The organism is Streptomyces coeruleorubidus, assembly GCF_028885415.1.
Taxonomy (GTDB): domain Bacteria; phylum Actinomycetota; class Actinomycetes; order Streptomycetales; family Streptomycetaceae; genus Streptomyces; species Streptomyces coeruleorubidus_A.
In genome coordinates, this window is sequence record NZ_CP118527.1 from 4468719 (window position 1) to 4484616 (window position 15898).

Here is a 15898-nt window from a genome sequence, read left to right on the forward strand (position 1 = left end):
CGCGGCGGCCGTGAAGCTGGACCGGGAGACGGTGGCGGTGCTGCGGGCGCACCGCGAGCGGCAGGCCGCAGAGCGGGCCGCCCGTTTGGAGAAGCGGCTCCCGTGGGCGCGGACACCGGGAAGATCTTCACGCAGGAAGACGGTCGTGGCCGCACCCGGCGATGGTCAGTGCGCGTTCCCTGAGATCGTCGCCCACGCGGACCTCCCGCCGATCAGCTTGACCAGCGACACGTTCATTGAGCTGTTCCAGGAGTACGAGGAGGCTCTGATGGAGCGCGCGGCGGCCCCGCGCCCGGAGGCCGGTCTCTGGCACAACCGCTCACACAGGAGCCTCATGGTGAAGGGCAGGCCAGGGCCCCTGACCTGCCTTCTCGTTGAGCCCCCTGTCGTATTCGAGCCGACGACCTACGCATTACAAGGCGCCGCCCCCTGCCTTCATGCCCTCAAGCCCAGGGAAACGAGAGGCATCCGGCATCGATTTCTGACATCATTACGCGCATGATGGAAGAATTCACATTGAGTACCACCTCAGATGACATGACTCAAATCTCGCGAAATGGCCGCCTCGTTCTCACTGCATCATACAGGCGCACTTACCCCACGGACACTATTGAGACCAGCCTCGACAGTGAATGCGAAGCTGACTTCAAGTTCAGCGACCTTCTACCTACACTCTCAGAAATATGGACACATCGGAGCGTCGCTTCCACGATACAGGAAGGCGATAGCCCAGCACCAAACAAGAGCACCAACGACTACGTCGCGGTCTACACGGGGCCAATCCATGGAGGCGCGAGCGTCTGCTTTACTCAATTCGTAGACTCGCCAACCGAAATTGACTTTGACATTCCATCCCATCACTTGGTCGACAAGCCAGAAATGAGGCACAGGGCAGAAGTCTTGCTACTCCGAAACAATCTGAAGATGATTGATTTCAAGGGTTCAGCCAGTCGAGACGGCGATCCATGGATCATAACGGCCGCATGGGTCAGGCAAGAGGGAGAGATGTCTACCGCGATAGCCCTTGCCGAATCGCTAGCCGTAGCAGCCTGCTCAACGACCTGGCCAGACAGCTTGACCCCCGCCGACATAGTCCAGGCCCTGAAACAAGACCTAGCACACTTACTCGTGGGGCACTTGACAGAGGGTAGCGAATTCGACGCAAAAGAGCTCATCGACCTAAAGAGCTCCTCATGGAAGATTGAACTCGCCAAGGACATCGCTCAATTCGCAAACTCACCCACCGGCGGCCTACTTCTTATTGGCGCAAAGACGGACAAGAAGCCCGGCGGAGTTGAAGTTTTCAGAAAACTCGCACCACTTGACCTGAACCCGCGGATTGAACTAACGATTCCAGAGCTAGTCCAGAAAGCGCGCGATATCGCCGATGCGCATATTCACCCGATGGTAATCGGCCTGGAAATAGCGAGCATCAGGACTCGAAAGGGTAGCGTAATGTACGTCTACATTCCGCCCCAGAATCCCTCCATCCAGCCGTTTATTGTACTCGGCGAAGACTTGCCGGGAGGGGGCCATTTCTTCAGCATTCCCAGACGGCGAGGCGACGGAAACCTTCCCGTTTCACCTAAAGAATTCCATCGTCTAATCGCGGGTAAGCTTTGGTAGTCGCTGGCGATGCTCCAGTAGAGCAGCGGGCGACGAGTGGCAAGAGCACGACGCACTCTTCACACGACCCTACGGCCGGCCGATCGACCCCCGAGACGACTGGGAGGAATTCAAGGAGCTACTCAAGGAAGCTGGCATCGACGGTCGGCGCCAGCACGACGGCAGCCGCCACACCGCCGACACGATCCTGAACGAGCTGGGCGCGGACATGCCCACGATCATGGAGATCCTCAGGCACTCCCAGATCGGCCAGACCCGCCGGTACGTCAGGGGCAGATCCCACCTCGCCAAGGCCGCGGTGCGCCGCACGGGAGACACCTTCATGCCGGGCCCGGAGCCTGCCCCGGAACCCGTGTCTGAGACCACAACTGAGACCGGGCACCGCCGTGCCGCGCGCGCCCGGCGTCGCCGCCGTATCCGCTGAACGAAAAACCCCAGGTCAGGTAAACCTCTGACCTGGGGTTCAGTGAGCCCCCTGTCGGATTCGAACCGACGACCTACGCATTACAAGGGCTCGCGGCATTGTGACGGCTGGTGCCACATGATCACATCGGATCCCATTTCCCCTGATCAGCGACTTGCGGGCTCGTCGGTGCCTGCCACTGAATCCACCCTGTGCCGCACCGTCCGCTCACGCATCGCTCACGCATCGCCCCCTGGATGACCAGTAGTTTCCCCAAGGATCTGTAGTCGCCACGGCACCAGGCTCCCACCGCGGTGGGAGCCAGCCATCCCGACGACGAATGACCCGTTCCCAAGCCTCTGGAGGCGCCCCTGTCCCCGCACCATCCCAGCCATCCCTCCCAGCCCGACCCGGTGTACTGGGTCACCCCACGCCACTTGGCCGGTGACGACGGCGAGCTCGCCGAGCGGATCGGCGACACCCTCACCGGCCTCGGCTGGCGTATGTGGCCGACGTCCCGCTGCACGCTGCTGTACGTGAGCCCGGACGAGCTGCGTGGCGCAGAGTGGATCCTCGCCAGCCGCCCGTTCGAGCTCGGCGGACTGCCCGTTGCCCTGCAGCTGAGGCCCGCACGCACGCGGCCTCCGCGATGACAGAGTGGAACAAGTACTTCAGCACCGGCATGCCACATGAGGCGGTCACCGATCTCCTGGTCGCGCTCGATGCACGGGACATGCCCGATGCCGATGTCATGGAGCCAGAGGCGGTGCTGGCCGCTTTGACCGCGCGGGGCTGGATCCGGGACGTGGACCGGCCCAGGACGATGGCAGGCGTGGGCGGAGCCGGTCCTTGGTGTCCCGTACCTGTGGTGTGCGAGCTTCAGCGCCAGCGTCCCCTACGACCTGGTCGCCGCTTTCGCGTCCTCGCTGGCCTCGCCGGTTCCGGTGCCCCGCCGCACGCTGCCGAGGAGCGCGGTGGGGCGGCTTACCGTGATCCGTCGCAGCTGATTCCCGCGGTTCCGGCTGCCCCTGCGCCCCTTGCTGTCTCCGGCCCGCGCAGCAAGGGGATCCGGACGCCGGGTAGGTCGCGCTCCAGCCACGGCAGCGACGTCGGACCACCGGGAGGTGTGCAAGCTGAAGTTGCTGGTCACAGGGCTGGTGTGCGTGGGCATCGGGATGCTCGTGCTGGTCGCTGGCAGGTGACTTTGGTGAAGATCGTCGGTCATCGGGCGACTTCGCGGTTCGTGAGGACCAGCAAGGCCCTGACCAGGGCGCTCTGCCCAGGCGGGGTCGGTGCGTACCTTGCCAAGGACGCGCCAGTTCTTGAGGTGGGCAAAGCCGTGCTCGACGGATGCCCGGACGGCCGCCAGTGCCGTGTTGGACAGCTTCTGGCCTCGTGTCAGGGGCCGGTTCCGGGCGGCCTTGTAATCGCAGGCGTGACGCCCCGGAATCGGACCAGGTCGGCGACACAGCAGCCGTGACGCAGGGATACCTTGCCCCTCCTGCCAAGATCCCTCAGCGGAGACCTGCCTCACCGTCCACAACCTCCCGGGACAGAACACCGCCCGAAAACGCCAGCGGGGCTCCCCGCCCACAAGAACGGGAAGCCCTACCTGCCTGCCTGCGCCGGTCAACCGGCCATGGCCGCCACGACCAGCGCAACAGCCGCACCGCACAGCAGCACCACAAGCGGCCATGCCAGCCGGCCGCGCCCGGTACGCCTGCGCCACAGCACCAGCCACAGTGCACACGCCGCCACGAACACGACCGTCGCACCGCTCAGCTCGCCCTCCCGCCACGCCACCCGCACGGCGCCAGGGTTAGCACCCCATACAAGGAGCGCAACGAGGATGCCCACGGTCAGCGCACACACCGCTTCCAGCAGCCTGCTCATCCCCCGCGCCCTCCCGCGTTCTCACGGCGTGCCGACCTGCTGACGGATCGTAGGCGGGGGCCGGTCGTGGGCGCAGCCGAACCCGGCATCCCGCCGGAGCCGGACCCGCCTGATGATCTACGCCATGGTCATCGGCCGCCGACCACCGGACCTGTGACCTGCGCCTTCACGATGCACACCGCTCACTGGAGCGCCGTGCCCGCGCACCGCCCTCAGCCTGCGCCTGCCACACCGGCGTAGCCGCGACGAGCCATCCTGTCTGCGGCGGGTGGCTGAAGGCGACGGATGCCGGGCGTCAGGGTTCGATCAAGCCGACGCGGATGGCGTAGCGGGTGAGTTCGAGGCGGTCCTTGAGGCCGAGCTTTTGCAGCAGGTTGGCGCGGTGGCGTTCGACGGTCTTGGGGCTGATGACGAGGATGTCGGCGATCTCCTGTGAGGTGTGGCCTTCGGCGACGAGTTTGAGGATTTCCTCCTCGCGGTCGGTGATGGCCCTGGCGGGCGGGGACTGGCCTTCACGGACGTGGTCGAGGTAATTGCGGATGAGGGTGTTGACGGCGCCGGGGTAGAGGAAGGGTTCGCCACGCATGGTGGCGCGGCAGGCTTCGACGAGGTCGCGGTCGGCGACGGATTTGAGGACGTAGCCGGAGGCGCCGGCGGCGAGGGCTTCGAAGAAGTACTGCTCGTTGTCGTACATGGTCAGCATGAGGATGCGCAGCTCCGGTTGGGTGCGGGAGAGCTCGCGGGCGGCCTGCAGGCCGGTCAGACGGGGCATGGCGATGTCAAGGATGGCCAGGTCCGGGTGGTGGGTACGGGCGGCTTCGATGGCCTCGGCGCCGTCGCCTGCTTCGGCCACCACGGTGAGGTCGGCTTCGCTGTCGAGGATGAGGCGCACTCCGCGGCGGACCAGGTGGTGGTCGTCGGCCAGCAGGATGCGGGCGGGCGTCGCCTCGGTCATGGTCACTGACTCCGGTGGCGGGTGGGGACGGTCAGGCGGACTTGGGTGCCGCCGTCGGGTGCGGGGCCGAGGGTGAGGTCGGCGCCGATCAGCAGGGCGCGTTCGCGCATGCCGCGGATGCCGGCTCCTTCGGGGGCGCCGTCGACGCCTTTGCCGTTGTCGCGCACGCGCAGTTCCACGGCGTCCGGTGTCCGCTCCAGCGCGAGGCTGACGCGTGTGGCGTCGGCGTGGCGGGCGGTGTTGGTCAGGCTTTCCTGCGCGACGCGGTAAAGGACAAGTTCGGCGTTCTCGCCCAGGGGCGGCAGGTCGGGCGCGATGTGGTGGCGCACGGGCAGGGACGGGCCGGTGAACTCGGTGGCGAGTGATTTCAGGGCGCTGGTCAGGCCAAGTTCTTCCAGGACGCCGGGGCGCAGGCGGCGGGCGATGCGGCGGATCTCGTCCAGACTGGCGCGGGTGGTCTCCTGGACCTGGTGCAGCTGCTCGCGTACCGGGCCGGGTGCTTGGTCGGCGACGCGTTTGAGGTCGAGCAGGACGGCGGTGAGGGTTTGTCCGATCTCGTCGTGGAGTTCTTGGGCGATGCGGTGGCGTTCGGACTCCTGCGCGGTCAGGGCGCGGGCGGCGCTGGTGGCGCGTTCGGCTTCCAGCCGGTCGAGCATGGTGTTGAACGTGGTGATCAGTTCGGCGACCTCGCCGTGACCGCCGACGGCCGGGCGGGTGCCCGGGCGCAGCAGGTCGGTGGTGGTCATGGCGCGGGCGAGGCGCTGCAGCGGGGCCAGGCCGATGCGCAGCAGCAGGGCGTTGGCGATCAGCATCGCGACCAGGCCCACGGTGAGGACCGCGGCCTCAGTGAGCAGGACGGGGGTGGACACCGTGACCGGGCCCAGCAGCAGCGCGGTGGCGGTGACGAGCACCACGGCGTTGAGCAGGAAGACCCTCCAGAACAAGGGCACCGCGTACCGCCTCCCTGATGTGGTCCCCCCGCTCCCACTATCGCCTCCGTACACGGACGGTGCGCCGGCCGGCCGCTGAGGACTGCTATCGCGCCCAGAGGCGCTCGTCTGCTCCAGCGTGGTCGCTGAGCGGGGCGGGCGTCCATCGGGTCTGGCACCCATTCCGGGCCATCTCTACAGGTCGGACCCGCCCGTATTTGGGTGCCAGACCCGATGGCGTGCGCCCCCGTGGGCGGGTGAGGGTGGAGCCAATCCACCAACCCCGGCCCGGAGACCGGCTGCAACTGCGACCGCTTACGGCGTGGGTGGGCTGCCGCCCTCAATGTCCCGTACAGCCATGCTGCCTGCCGTTTCCGCCTTCCGTGAGCACAGGTGCGGGGTGCGTTGTCTGGCTGTGCGGCACAGGGCGGCGGGTCTGTCGGATCACGAGAGGAGCCTGACACCCATGAATGCAGCGCCGGAGCGACCTGGTCGCCCCGAGGCGGTTTCCGGCCCGGTGCTGCTGGTGCTGCTGTTGCGGCGCATGGCAGCTGTGTGGGTGCGCCGCATCGCGGGTGCCCGCCCGGGCGGAACAGGCCGATGCGGCATGGTCGAGGGGGCGCTGTGAGCCTGACGGCGTGGATGGCGGTAGCGGTGTTCGCCGCCGTCTACGTGCTGATCGCGACGGAGTGGGTGCACCGGGTCGCCGCCGCGCTGGGCGGCGCGGTGGTGATGCTGCTCATCGGGGCGACCGACGCCGAGCACGCGTTCTTCTCCGAGCACGCGGGCGTCGACTGGAACGTCATCTTCCTGCTGCTCGGCATGATGCTGATCGTCGCCGTGCTGAAACGGACCGGGATCTTCGAGTTCATCGCGATCTGGGCGGCGCGCAGGGCCCGTGGAAGACCGTACCGGCTGATGGTGCTGCTGATCGTGGCGACAGGGTTCCTGTCCGCCTGGCTGGACAACGTCACCACGGTGCTGCTGATCGCGCCGGTGACCATCCTGATCTGCCGGCGGCTCGGGCTGCCCGTGGTGCCGTATCTCATCGCCGAGGTGATGGCCTGCAACATCGGCGGAGCCGCCACCCTCATCGGTGACCCGCCCAACATCATGATCGGCTCCCGCGCGGATCTGTCCTTCAACGACTTCCTGATCCACATGACGCCCATCGTCGTCGTGCTGATGATCGTGTTCGTACTGATGAGCCGGGTTATGTTCCGCAAGGCGTTCCGCTACGACCCCGAGCGCGCCGCGTCCGTCATGGAGCTGAACCCGCGGGAATCCATCAAGGACGTCCGGCTGCTCATCGTCAGCGGCGTGGTGATCACCGCCGTGATGACCTGCTTCGTCCTGCACACCTGGCTGCATCTGGAGCCTTCGGTGGTGGCCATCAGCGGCGGGCTGCTGCTGCTCGGCGTCTCCCGGCTCGCTCCCGGTGACGTGGTCAAGGACGTGGAGTGGGAGACCCTGGCGTTCTTCACCGGACTGTTCGTCATGGTCGGCGCGATGGTGCAGACCGGAGTGATCGGGGACCTGGGCGAGGCGGCGGCCGACGCGACCGGCGGCAATCTGCTGGGCACGGCGATGGCCCTGAATTTCGGCTCCGTCGTGCCCTCCGCGATCATCGACAACATCCCCTTCGTGGCATCGGTGAGCCCGATCGTCGCCGAGATCGTGGCCTCGCAGGGCGGCACCGAGCAGGCGGAGATGCTGTGGTGGGCCTTCGCACTCGGCGCCGACCTCGGCGGAAACGCCACCATCATCGCCTCCTCGGCCAACGTCGTGGTCATCGGTATCGCTGAGCGAGAGGGCCACCACATCTCGTTCTGGCAGTTCAGCCGCTACGGACTGATTGTCACCGCCGTAACCGTCGCTGTGTCCGGCGCGTATGTCTGGCTGCGGTACTTCGCCCTGGTGTGATCGTGATGCCCCCACCCCGCGAGGAGAGCCGATGGCCCGCACCGCCGACCGCGACGCCTGCCCGCCGTCCCGTGCCGGGAGGAGGGCATCGTGCCCGGATCCGATGACGAGCGGCTCAGCGAGATCGAGTCCCGCCTGCACCGCGAGGACCCCCGGTTCGCCCGCGCCCTCGGGGTCGGCCGCCCCTGCCAGCCACGCGAGTACCGGCACCTCCGGGCGTGGCTGCTGCTCGCCGTTGCCCTGGCCGTGCTGGGCGCTGGCCTTGCCTTGGGGCACGGGCTGCTCATCGCCACTGGCCTGGTCCTGGCCGGTATGGCCGGAGAGCTGTTCGACCCCGAGCGGGACGCACGCCGGCACCGCGGCCCCCCGTCCCGGTCCTGACCTCACCGACCGTCAGGCGTCCGCGGATGACACAAGGACCGATCGATGACCTTGTCCGAGCTGTACCTGACGCTGCTGATCGGCGGCACGGTGCTGCTTGCCAGCATCGCCGCCGCCCGTGCCGCCCACCGCATCGGCCTGCCCAGCCTGTTGCTGTTCCTCGCAGTGGGCGTCATCGCCGGCGAGGACGGGCTCGGCCTGGAGTTCGACGACGCCCAGCTGGCCCAGGCACTGGGCACCGCCGCCCTGGCGGTCATCCTCGTCGAGGGCGGCCTGACCACCCAGTGGAGCGACGTCAGACGCCTGCTGGCCCCCGCCGGCGTGCTCGCCACCGCAGGCGTGGCCGTCTCCGTCGCGGTGACCGCCGCCGGCGCGCACTGGCTGCTGGGCATGGACTGGCACCTGGCCCTGCTGCTCGGTGCGATCGTCTCCTCCACCGACGCCGCCGCCGTCTTCGCCGTCCTGCGCGCGCTGCCGCTGCCGCAGAAAGTGACCGCGCTGGTGGAGGCCGAGTCCGGCTTCAACGACGCCCCCACCATCATCCTCGTCCTGGTCTTCTCCACCACCACCGCCACCGCCGACCTGCCCGGCCCCGCGCCCCTTCTGGGCAATTTGCTCTACCAGCTCGCCGTGGGCGGCGCGCTCGGCGTACTGATCGGCCGCCTGGGCGCCGCTGCCCTGCGCCACATCGCCCTGCCCGCCACCGGCCTGTATCCCCTGGCCACCGTCGGCTTCGGCATCATCGCCTTCGCCGCCGCCGGAGCGGTGAACGCCAGCGGCATCATCGCCGCCTACCTGTCCGGCCTCGTCCTCGGCAACGCCAAACTTCCCCACCGCGCCGCCACCCGCTCCTTCGCCGAAGGCGTCGGCTGGCTGGCCCAGATCGGCCTGTTCGTCATGCTCGGCCTGCTCGTCGACCCCAGCGAACTGCCCTCCGCGATCCTCCCGGCCCTTGTCGTCGGCCTGGTCCTGCTGCTGGCCGCCCGCCCGGTCTCCGTCCTGGCCTGCCTGCTGCCCTTCCGCATCCCCTGGCGCGAGCAGGCGTTCATCTCCTGGGCCGGCCTGCGCGGCGCGGTCCCCATCGTGCTCACCACCTTCCCCATCGTCGCCGACGTCACCAACGCCCGCGACGTACTCAACATCGTGTTCGTCCTCGTGGCCTTGTTCACCCTCATCCAGGGCCCCACCTTGCCCACCGTCGCCCGGCACCTGGGCCTCGCGCGCCCCGACGCCCTGCGGGAGATCCAGGTCGAGACCGCCCCGCTCGACGTACTGGACGCGGACCTGCTCACCGTCGCCATTCCGAAGGGTTCCCGGCTGCACGGCGTCGCCGTCTTCGAACTCCGGCTGCCGCCCCCGACCGTCGTCACCCTGATCGTCCGCGAGGGCACCACCCTCGTACCCGACCGCGACACCGTGCTGCGCGCCGACGACGAACTCCTGCTCATCACCACCCCCCAAACCCGGGAAGCCACAGAACGCCGGCTCCGTGCCATCGGCCGACGCGGCAAACTCGCCCGCTGGCTCGGCGAACACGGTGCCCCCGAAGCGGAGCCCGCCACTCCAGCACGGACCGAATGACGCCCCACAGAGTGCACCCGACAACCCAGCCCCCTGGGCGCGCAGCCCCGAGCGGACACTCGTTCGGCCCAATAGCCGTGATCTCTGCTCCCATTGTTGCCGGTATGTAATTGAATGCGATCTATGCGTGATTAGTCGTGCGGTAAGCTTCTTTACCGAGCCTTGACGCTCCGTTGAGCGGCTGTTCGCTCATTGTGTGCGGTTTGTTTTCCAGAGTTTCTGGATCTCGGTGCGATGGGGGGCGTGACATGGATCGAGTTGTCCGGGCCGTTGATGTGCCCGCAACCGCTCGTGACAGCGTGCCTGAACCGGACCGCGCCGTTCCCAGCGTCTGATCCCTCGGTCCGAGGCACGCACCAGGTGTTGCCCGACTGAACGCACACCGCCGCCCCCTGCTTGTGCCCCGTGGCACACGAGTACGCCGAGCCCCACCCGGTCATGCCTACTCGGCCTGACCCAGCACTGCCTGCGCCCGACCGTATCGCCGACCTCACCGGCAGCGCCCGCGCGCCACCCGTAGCCGAGAAGGCACTGACGCCGTCGCCGAACCGGAGGACAGACGCCCGTGCACAACACGACCGCCATGCTCATCGAACTCGGGGCCATCATCCTCGCCCTGGGGCTGCTGGGACGCCTCGCCGGACGAGTGGGTTTCTCCCCTATCCCTCTTTACCTCCTCGCCGGACTCGCCTTCGGTCACGGCGGCATCCTCCCGCTCGATGCCAGTGAGGAGTTCACCGCCACCGGCGCCGAAATCGGCGTCATCCTGCTGCTGCTCCTGCTCGGCCTGGAGTACAGCGCCTCCGAACTCGTCACCAACCTCAAGACCCAATACCCCTCGGGTGTAGTCGACTTCATCCTCAACGCCGTGCCGGGCGCCATCGCCGCCCTGATCCTGGGCTGGGGTCCGGTGGCCGCCGTCGCGCTGGCCGGCGTCACCTGGATCTCCTCCTCCGGGGTGATCGCCAAGGTTCTCGGAGACCTGCGCCGGCTCGGCAACCGCGAAACCCCCGTCGTCCTCGGCGTCCTCGTCATCGAGGACCTCGCCATGGCCCTCTACCTGCCGATCCTCACCGCCCTGCTCGCAGGCGTCAGTCTGGCCGGCGGCACCGTCACCCTGCTGATCTCCCTGGGCACGGTCGGCGCCGTCCTCTACGTCGCACTGCGCCACGGACGGCTGATCAGCCGCGCGGTCTCCTCCGACAACGCCGAGATGTTGCTGCTGGTCGTGCTGGGCCTGACGCTGCTGGTCGCCGGTATCGCCCAGGAGCTCCAGGTCTCCGCGGCCGTCGGCGCCTTCCTCGTCGGCATCGCCCTGTCCGGCGAGGTCGCCGAAGGCGCCAGCAACCTCCTCACCCCGCTGCGGGACCTGTTCGCCGCCGTGTTCTTTGTCTTCTTCGGCCTGTCCACCGACCCCGCCGACATTCCGCCCGTCCTCGTCCCCGCTCTCCTGCTCGCCATCGTCACCGCCTGCACGAAGGTCGCCACCGGCTGGTACGCCGCACGCCGCGCCGGAATCCAGGGTGCGGGCCGCTGGCGCGCCGGCGGCACCCTCGTCGCCCGCGGCGAGTTCTCCATCGTCATCGCCGGACTCGCCGTCGGTGTCGAGCCCCGTATCGGGCCACTGGCCACCGCCTACGTCCTGATCCTCGTCATCGTCGGCCCGCTCACCGCCCGCTACACCGAGCCGCTGGCTCGCCGCCTCGCCCGCCGGTCCACCGCGTCGGCACCGGCCTCCGACTCCGTCGATGCGGAGCGGGCAAAGTCCCACGCCCAGGTCTGAGCACCGTCCGTGGGCCCGGTCGGCGAACGCCACACCGGAACGGGGACCCGCGACCCGGCAACTGGGAGGAGGGGCACATGACCGCGCACGACACACTTGGCGAGTTCCTCGACGGCTACGTCCAGATTCTGGCGGAAGCCTCCGCCACTGGCCGCCGCCTCACCCGTGACGAACTGCAATCCCGCCGCGAGCTCGGCACGAAAGCCGCGGCATCGGGCTACGGATGGCGTGTGCTCGTGCGCGAACATCTCACGGCCAGCCGAACCGGCTGGCCCACCGCGGCAACCCCGGGCAGCGTCGTGTCCGTCATCGCACAGGCCATCGACGCCTTCGCGGACGGATACGAGCGCGCACAGCGCCTCGTCATACGGCAAGAAGAAGCAGCCAGACGCGAGTTCATCGACGACCTGCTCCACGGACGCGGCGACCCGGGCCATCTCTCCGCACGTGCCGAACAGTTCGGGCTGCGCCTGTCGCGCGCCCACGCGGTTGCCGTCGCCGAGGGTCCCGCCAAGTACGACGAGACCGACCCCGTCCCCCGCCAGGTGGAGGACGCCTTGTTCGGCCGCTTCGAGAACCGGCGGATCCTGTTCACTACCAAGGACGGACGGATGGTCTGCATCGCCCCCGGCGACCAGGGCGACGTCCTGACCCACTTCGCCAAACAGGCCCATGACGCCACCGATGGCCGCCAGGTCGCCATCGGCCCGGCGCCGTGGGCATCGGACACAGCTACGAAGAAGCCCTCAACGCCCTCGACGTCGCCCAGCGCATGGGCTTCGACGACCCGCTGCTGCGCGCCGCCGACCTGCTGGTCTTCCCTGTCCTGGCCCGTGACCGGCAGGCGCTGATGGACCTCGTACGCAGCACCCTCAGCCCGCTGGAGCAAGCCCGCGGCGGAGCCCAGCCCCTCCTCGCCACGTTGACCACCTACTTCGACACCGGCTGCGTGGCCGCCGAAACCGCCCGCCGACTGTCCCTGAGCGTAAGGGCCCTGACCTACCGCCTGGAACGCATCCACACCCTGACCGGCACCGACCCCACCGACCCCGCACACCGCTACACCCTGCAGACCGCGGTCATCGGCGCCCGCCTGCTCGACTGGCCGACCAGACCCCTGTGATCCACAGACCCCCAAGGCCACCGCCTGACCGACGCAGGCATCGCCGGCACAGTCGGCAAGAGGTGTGCCGGAGATCCCCCTCGGCAATTCACGAGATTCTGACGTAAGCGCCGACCTGGCGAGTCCTGTGTTTGCCCACGCCCTGGAGGATTCCGCGTAGGCGCTTGCCCCGCACGACTCGGGACTGGAGCGGCCGGGCGAGAAGCACCGCCGGCGCCCAGGTGTCGGCCGGTAGTGGGTGTCGGGTACCGGCGGAAATGGGTGCTGGGCCCGATGGTGATGCCGCAAGGCTGTGTGTGACATTGGCATGAATCCTTATGTGTCGGTTCCCCGGGAGGAGGAGCCATGACGCAGCCCGGCACCGATCCGCTGCACGAACTTGCGGCGCAGACGCGGCGAAGCGACCTTCAGTTCGCCCGCGGTCTGGAGACCAGGACGCCCGCGCCAGCCGCGCGGATTCCGGCGACGGCGTGGCCCGGCCTTGGCGCTGGTGGCCCTCACTGCGGCGATGCATCCCACAGCCATCGTCACCGCTCCCGTCCTGGACGGCGTCGCCTACCGCAGGTGCGCATCGCGGCTGACGTGCTGGGACCGCTCAGTGTCCTGACGTACCCGGCGCCCGGAGGTCCGGCACCGCTGGCGCGGCCTTCAGCTGCCCGTATGTACCCCCGCCGATCAGGGCAAACCCTTCAACGATCAAGAATTACGGCTCCCATGTCTGCTCTGCCCGGCGTTACGGCGGGTAGCTCGGCGGGGAAGGCCTCTGTAAGGAGGGCGATTTGATGCCGTGGTTCGTATGGCTGCTCGCCGCCGGGGTGCTGGGTGCCGCGGAGTTCTTCACCCTGACACTGGTCTTCGGGCTGCTGGCGGGCGCTGCGTTGGTGGCCGCCGTAGTCGCAGGTGTGGGCATCGGCGTCGTCGGCCAACTCGTCGCCTTCGCGATAGCAGCGGCAGCGGGCCTCGTCATCGTCCGTCCCGTCGCGCTGCGGCACATGGCACAGCGGCCCCTCACACGCGAGGGCAGTGACGCGCTGATCGGCAAGCGGGCCGAGGTCGTGCAGGAGGTCACTGCAACCCACGGTCTGATCAAGCTCTCCGGTGAGGAATGGTCCGCCCGCGCCCTCGACGAGAGCCATGTGATCCCGGTGGGAGCGCTGGTGGACGTCATGGAGATCGAAGGCGCCACGGCCATCGTCTACCCCCGCGAGCTCCTTCCGTGAACGGCTGACACACAGCAACGGAGGCACACTGTGGATCCAGTTGTCATCCTCACTCTTGTGGCGGCCCTCGTCGTCGTCTTCCTCGTGGCCTCCACCGTGCGGATCATCCCGCAGGCCCGCCGCTACAACATCGAGCGGTTCGGCCGGTACCGCCGGACGCTGCAACCCGGCCTGAATTTCGTCGTGCCGGTGGCCGACCGCGTCAACACCAAACTCGACGTGCGCGAGCAGGTCTATTCCTCCGACCCCAGGCCGGTGATCACCGAGGACAACCTCGTGGTGAACATCGACACCGTCCTCTACTACCAGATCACCGACCCGAGAGCGGCGGCCTACGAGGTCGCCGACTACCTGCAAGCGATCGACCAGCTCACCGTGACCACACTGCGCAACGTCATCGGCAGCATGGACCTGGAGGAGACGCTCACCTCACGCGAGGAGATCAACTCCCGGCTGCGCGCCGTACTCGACGACGCCACCGGCAAGTGGGGCATCCGCGTCAACCGCGTCGAGATCAAGGCCATCGATCCACCGCACACCATCAAGGAAGCGATGGAGAAGCAGATGCGGGCCGAGCGGGACAAGCGCGCGGCCATCCTGCACGCAGAAGGGGATCGGCAAGCCAAGATCCTGACCGCGGAGGGCACGAAGCAGAAGGACATCCTGGAGGCACAGGGCACGCAGCAAGCCATGATCTTGCGGGCGGACGGCGAGGCGAAGGCGGTGGAGCGTGTCTTCCAGGCCGTCCATCGCAACAATGCCGACCCGAAGATCCTGGCCTACAAGTACCTCGAGACGCTTCCGCACTTGGCGAAGAGCGACAACAACACGTTCTGGGTGATCCCGGGGGAGCTGACCGAGGCAGTTCGCGCCGTCACCAGCGCGTTCGGCGATCAGTCAACGATGGGGCTTCCCGAATCTGCGCGACCGGAGGGAACAACCACTACCGACGGCGCGTCGGACGAAGGCGGGACTGCGGAGCTCGAGGGAGGCTCGGCGCTTTCGCTCGACGCTGCCGCGGCTGCTGATGAGGTCGCAAAGCAGGCCGCCGCCGTAGTGAGCGACGCGAAGGCCGAGGCCGAGGCTGCGAGGGCGCCCCAGGTGCCGGGCCGGGGGCAGACGTCCGGCGACTGAGCCCACCCGCGGGCTGTCGCCAGGACCGCCGTGACGCGGCTGAGCGGCGGCGACAGACGCCACGGGCGACGACCCGCTGCGGCGCCGCCGACCTGCCGGCCTGCCCCCTCCTGGCTCGCGACCGGCTGCCGCTCCTGATCTTCGCCTGGAACGCACCACACCCTGACCGGCACCGATCCCACCGACCCGAGCCACCGCTACACCCTGCAGCCATCGGCGCCCGCATCCTCGACTGGCCGACCAGACCCCTGCGATCCGCAGACCGGTCCGCCGAGGGGAATCCCCGGCGGCCCTTCCCCCCACGACGCATCCGATGACTGGTGGAGGCGACGCCGGTACAGTCTGTAGTGGCGCGCGCGCCCGGAAGTCCGGTCGGCAGTTCACGAGATCTCGACTACGCGCCGACTCTGGCGAGTCCTGGGCATGCGGCAGGTGTAGCCCGCACCGCCGAGTTCGCGACTTCCTCCTCCGGGTCGGCTGAAGAGAGGAGACCGTGCATGCGAGCACGTGACCTGGCCGAGCCGTATCCGGCGGTCTCCGCCGACGACGACGCGGTGACGGCGGCTCGGTTGTTCGTAGAACGGCGGCTCCCGGCGTTGCTGGTCCTTGATACCGATCAGCGGCCGTACGCGATCGTGCCGGGATCACAGCTGCTGCGCGTCGTGCTCCCGGACTACGTTCTGGAGGATTCCGCGCAGGCCCTTGCCCTTGACTCCGAGTTGGGAAGCTGGAGGGACTCACCGTCGCCCAGTGGCTGCCGGGCCGCCGCACCCTGCCGACCGTCGTCGGGCCGGATACGGGTGTCGCACAGATCGCCGCGCTGATGATCCGTACGCACACGCCGCTGGTAGCGGTCGTCGAGAGCGACGGCCAGGAAACGCGGACGGTGGGGGCGATCACGGCGGCCCGGCTGATGGACCACTTCCTCACACAGGGATGAGGCGGGG

The 15898-nt window shown here is 68.2% G+C and carries 15 protein-coding genes and 3 pseudogenes; 14 read left to right on the top strand and 4 right to left on the bottom strand.

Annotated features, from left to right (window positions below):
- Nucleotides 1-10 precede the first annotated feature (10 nt).
- From PV963_RS20690 to PV963_RS44000, 5 genes and pseudogenes are all read left to right on the top strand, one after another.
- Nucleotides 11-502 carry a hypothetical protein gene (locus tag PV963_RS20690; RefSeq protein WP_274817234.1) on the top strand — a complete coding sequence of 164 codons (492 nt, stop codon included), beginning with the start codon at nucleotides 11-13 and terminating at the stop codon, nucleotides 500-502.
- On the top strand, nucleotides 499-1626 hold the full coding sequence (locus PV963_RS20695) for an AlbA family DNA-binding domain-containing protein (RefSeq protein WP_274817235.1): 1128 nt from the start codon (nucleotides 499-501) through the stop codon (nucleotides 1624-1626). The genes PV963_RS20690 and PV963_RS20695 overlap by 4 nt, the downstream gene beginning before the upstream one ends.
- A 22-nt stretch (nucleotides 1627-1648) precedes the next feature.
- Nucleotides 1649-2050 (top strand): annotated as a pseudogene (locus PV963_RS20700) (tyrosine-type recombinase/integrase); the annotation flags it as partial.
- Nucleotides 2051-2466: 416 nt separating this feature from the next.
- A complete protein-coding gene (locus tag PV963_RS43995) occupies nucleotides 2467-2682 on the top strand; it encodes a hypothetical protein (protein WP_425540927.1) in 216 nt (71 codons plus the stop codon).
- Between the two features lie 210 nt (nucleotides 2683-2892).
- A complete protein-coding gene (locus tag PV963_RS44000; protein ID WP_425541025.1) occupies nucleotides 2893-3036 on the top strand; it encodes a DUF317 domain-containing protein in 144 nt (47 codons plus the stop codon).
- Between the two features lie 214 nt (nucleotides 3037-3250).
- On the opposite strand, the pseudogene PV963_RS43650 reads toward PV963_RS44000, so the two are convergent.
- The 4 genes and pseudogenes from PV963_RS43650 to PV963_RS20720 form a co-directional block, all read right to left on the bottom strand.
- Nucleotides 3251-3455 (bottom strand): annotated as a pseudogene (locus PV963_RS43650) (transposase family protein); the annotation flags it as partial.
- Nucleotides 3456-3658: 203 nt separating this feature from the next.
- Entirely contained in the window at nucleotides 3659-3922 is a 264-nt protein-coding gene (locus PV963_RS20710; RefSeq protein ID WP_274817236.1) for a hypothetical protein, read from the bottom strand.
- A 295-nt stretch (nucleotides 3923-4217) separates the two neighbouring features.
- Nucleotides 4218-4877, bottom strand: coding sequence for a response regulator (locus tag PV963_RS20715; protein ID WP_274817237.1), 660 nt, complete (start codon nucleotides 4875-4877; stop codon nucleotides 4218-4220).
- A gap of 2 nt (nucleotides 4878-4879) precedes the next feature.
- The gene (locus tag PV963_RS20720; protein ID WP_274817238.1) at nucleotides 4880-5827 is read right to left on the bottom strand and encodes a sensor histidine kinase; all 948 of its coding nucleotides are present in this window, start codon (nucleotides 5825-5827) and stop codon (nucleotides 4880-4882) included.
- Nucleotides 5828-6272: 445 nt separating this feature from the next.
- Here PV963_RS20720 and PV963_RS20725 point away from each other — a divergent pair, with 445 nt between their 5' ends.
- The 9 genes and pseudogenes from PV963_RS20725 to PV963_RS20765 all read left to right on the top strand — a co-directional run bounded on the left by PV963_RS20725 (nucleotide 6273) and on the right by PV963_RS20765 (nucleotide 15775).
- On the top strand, nucleotides 6273-6434 hold the full coding sequence (locus PV963_RS20725) for a hypothetical protein (protein ID WP_274817239.1): 162 nt from the start codon (nucleotides 6273-6275) through the stop codon (nucleotides 6432-6434).
- A gap of 14 nt (nucleotides 6435-6448) precedes the next feature.
- Nucleotides 6449-7729, top strand: coding sequence for an SLC13 family permease (locus tag PV963_RS20730; protein WP_425541026.1), 1281 nt, complete (start codon nucleotides 6449-6451; stop codon nucleotides 7727-7729).
- A 90-nt stretch (nucleotides 7730-7819) separates the two neighbouring features.
- Entirely contained in the window at nucleotides 7820-8110 is a 291-nt protein-coding gene (locus PV963_RS20735; protein WP_274817241.1) for a DUF3040 domain-containing protein, read from the top strand.
- 45 nt (nucleotides 8111-8155) lie between these two features.
- A complete protein-coding gene (locus PV963_RS20740) occupies nucleotides 8156-9691 on the top strand; it encodes a potassium/proton antiporter (RefSeq protein WP_274817242.1) in 1536 nt (511 codons plus the stop codon).
- A gap of 565 nt (nucleotides 9692-10256) precedes the next feature.
- Nucleotides 10257-11474 (top strand): cation:proton antiporter, encoded by a 1218-nt coding sequence (locus PV963_RS20745; RefSeq protein WP_274817243.1) that lies wholly within the window; start codon nucleotides 10257-10259, stop codon nucleotides 11472-11474.
- A gap of 77 nt (nucleotides 11475-11551) precedes the next feature.
- Nucleotides 11552-12597: pseudogene (locus tag PV963_RS20750) on the top strand (PucR family transcriptional regulator).
- Nucleotides 12598-13379: 782 nt separating this feature from the next.
- Nucleotides 13380-13817 carry an NfeD family protein gene (locus PV963_RS20755; protein ID WP_274817244.1) on the top strand — a complete coding sequence of 146 codons (438 nt, stop codon included), beginning with the start codon at nucleotides 13380-13382 and terminating at the stop codon, nucleotides 13815-13817.
- 30 nt (nucleotides 13818-13847) lie between these two features.
- Nucleotides 13848-14951 carry an SPFH domain-containing protein gene (locus PV963_RS20760; protein ID WP_274817245.1) on the top strand — a complete coding sequence of 368 codons (1104 nt, stop codon included), beginning with the start codon at nucleotides 13848-13850 and terminating at the stop codon, nucleotides 14949-14951.
- Nucleotides 14952-15448: 497 nt separating this feature from the next.
- Nucleotides 15449-15775 carry a hypothetical protein gene (locus tag PV963_RS20765; protein ID WP_274817246.1) on the top strand — a complete coding sequence of 109 codons (327 nt, stop codon included), beginning with the start codon at nucleotides 15449-15451 and terminating at the stop codon, nucleotides 15773-15775.
- Nucleotides 15776-15898: the final 123 nt, after the last annotated feature.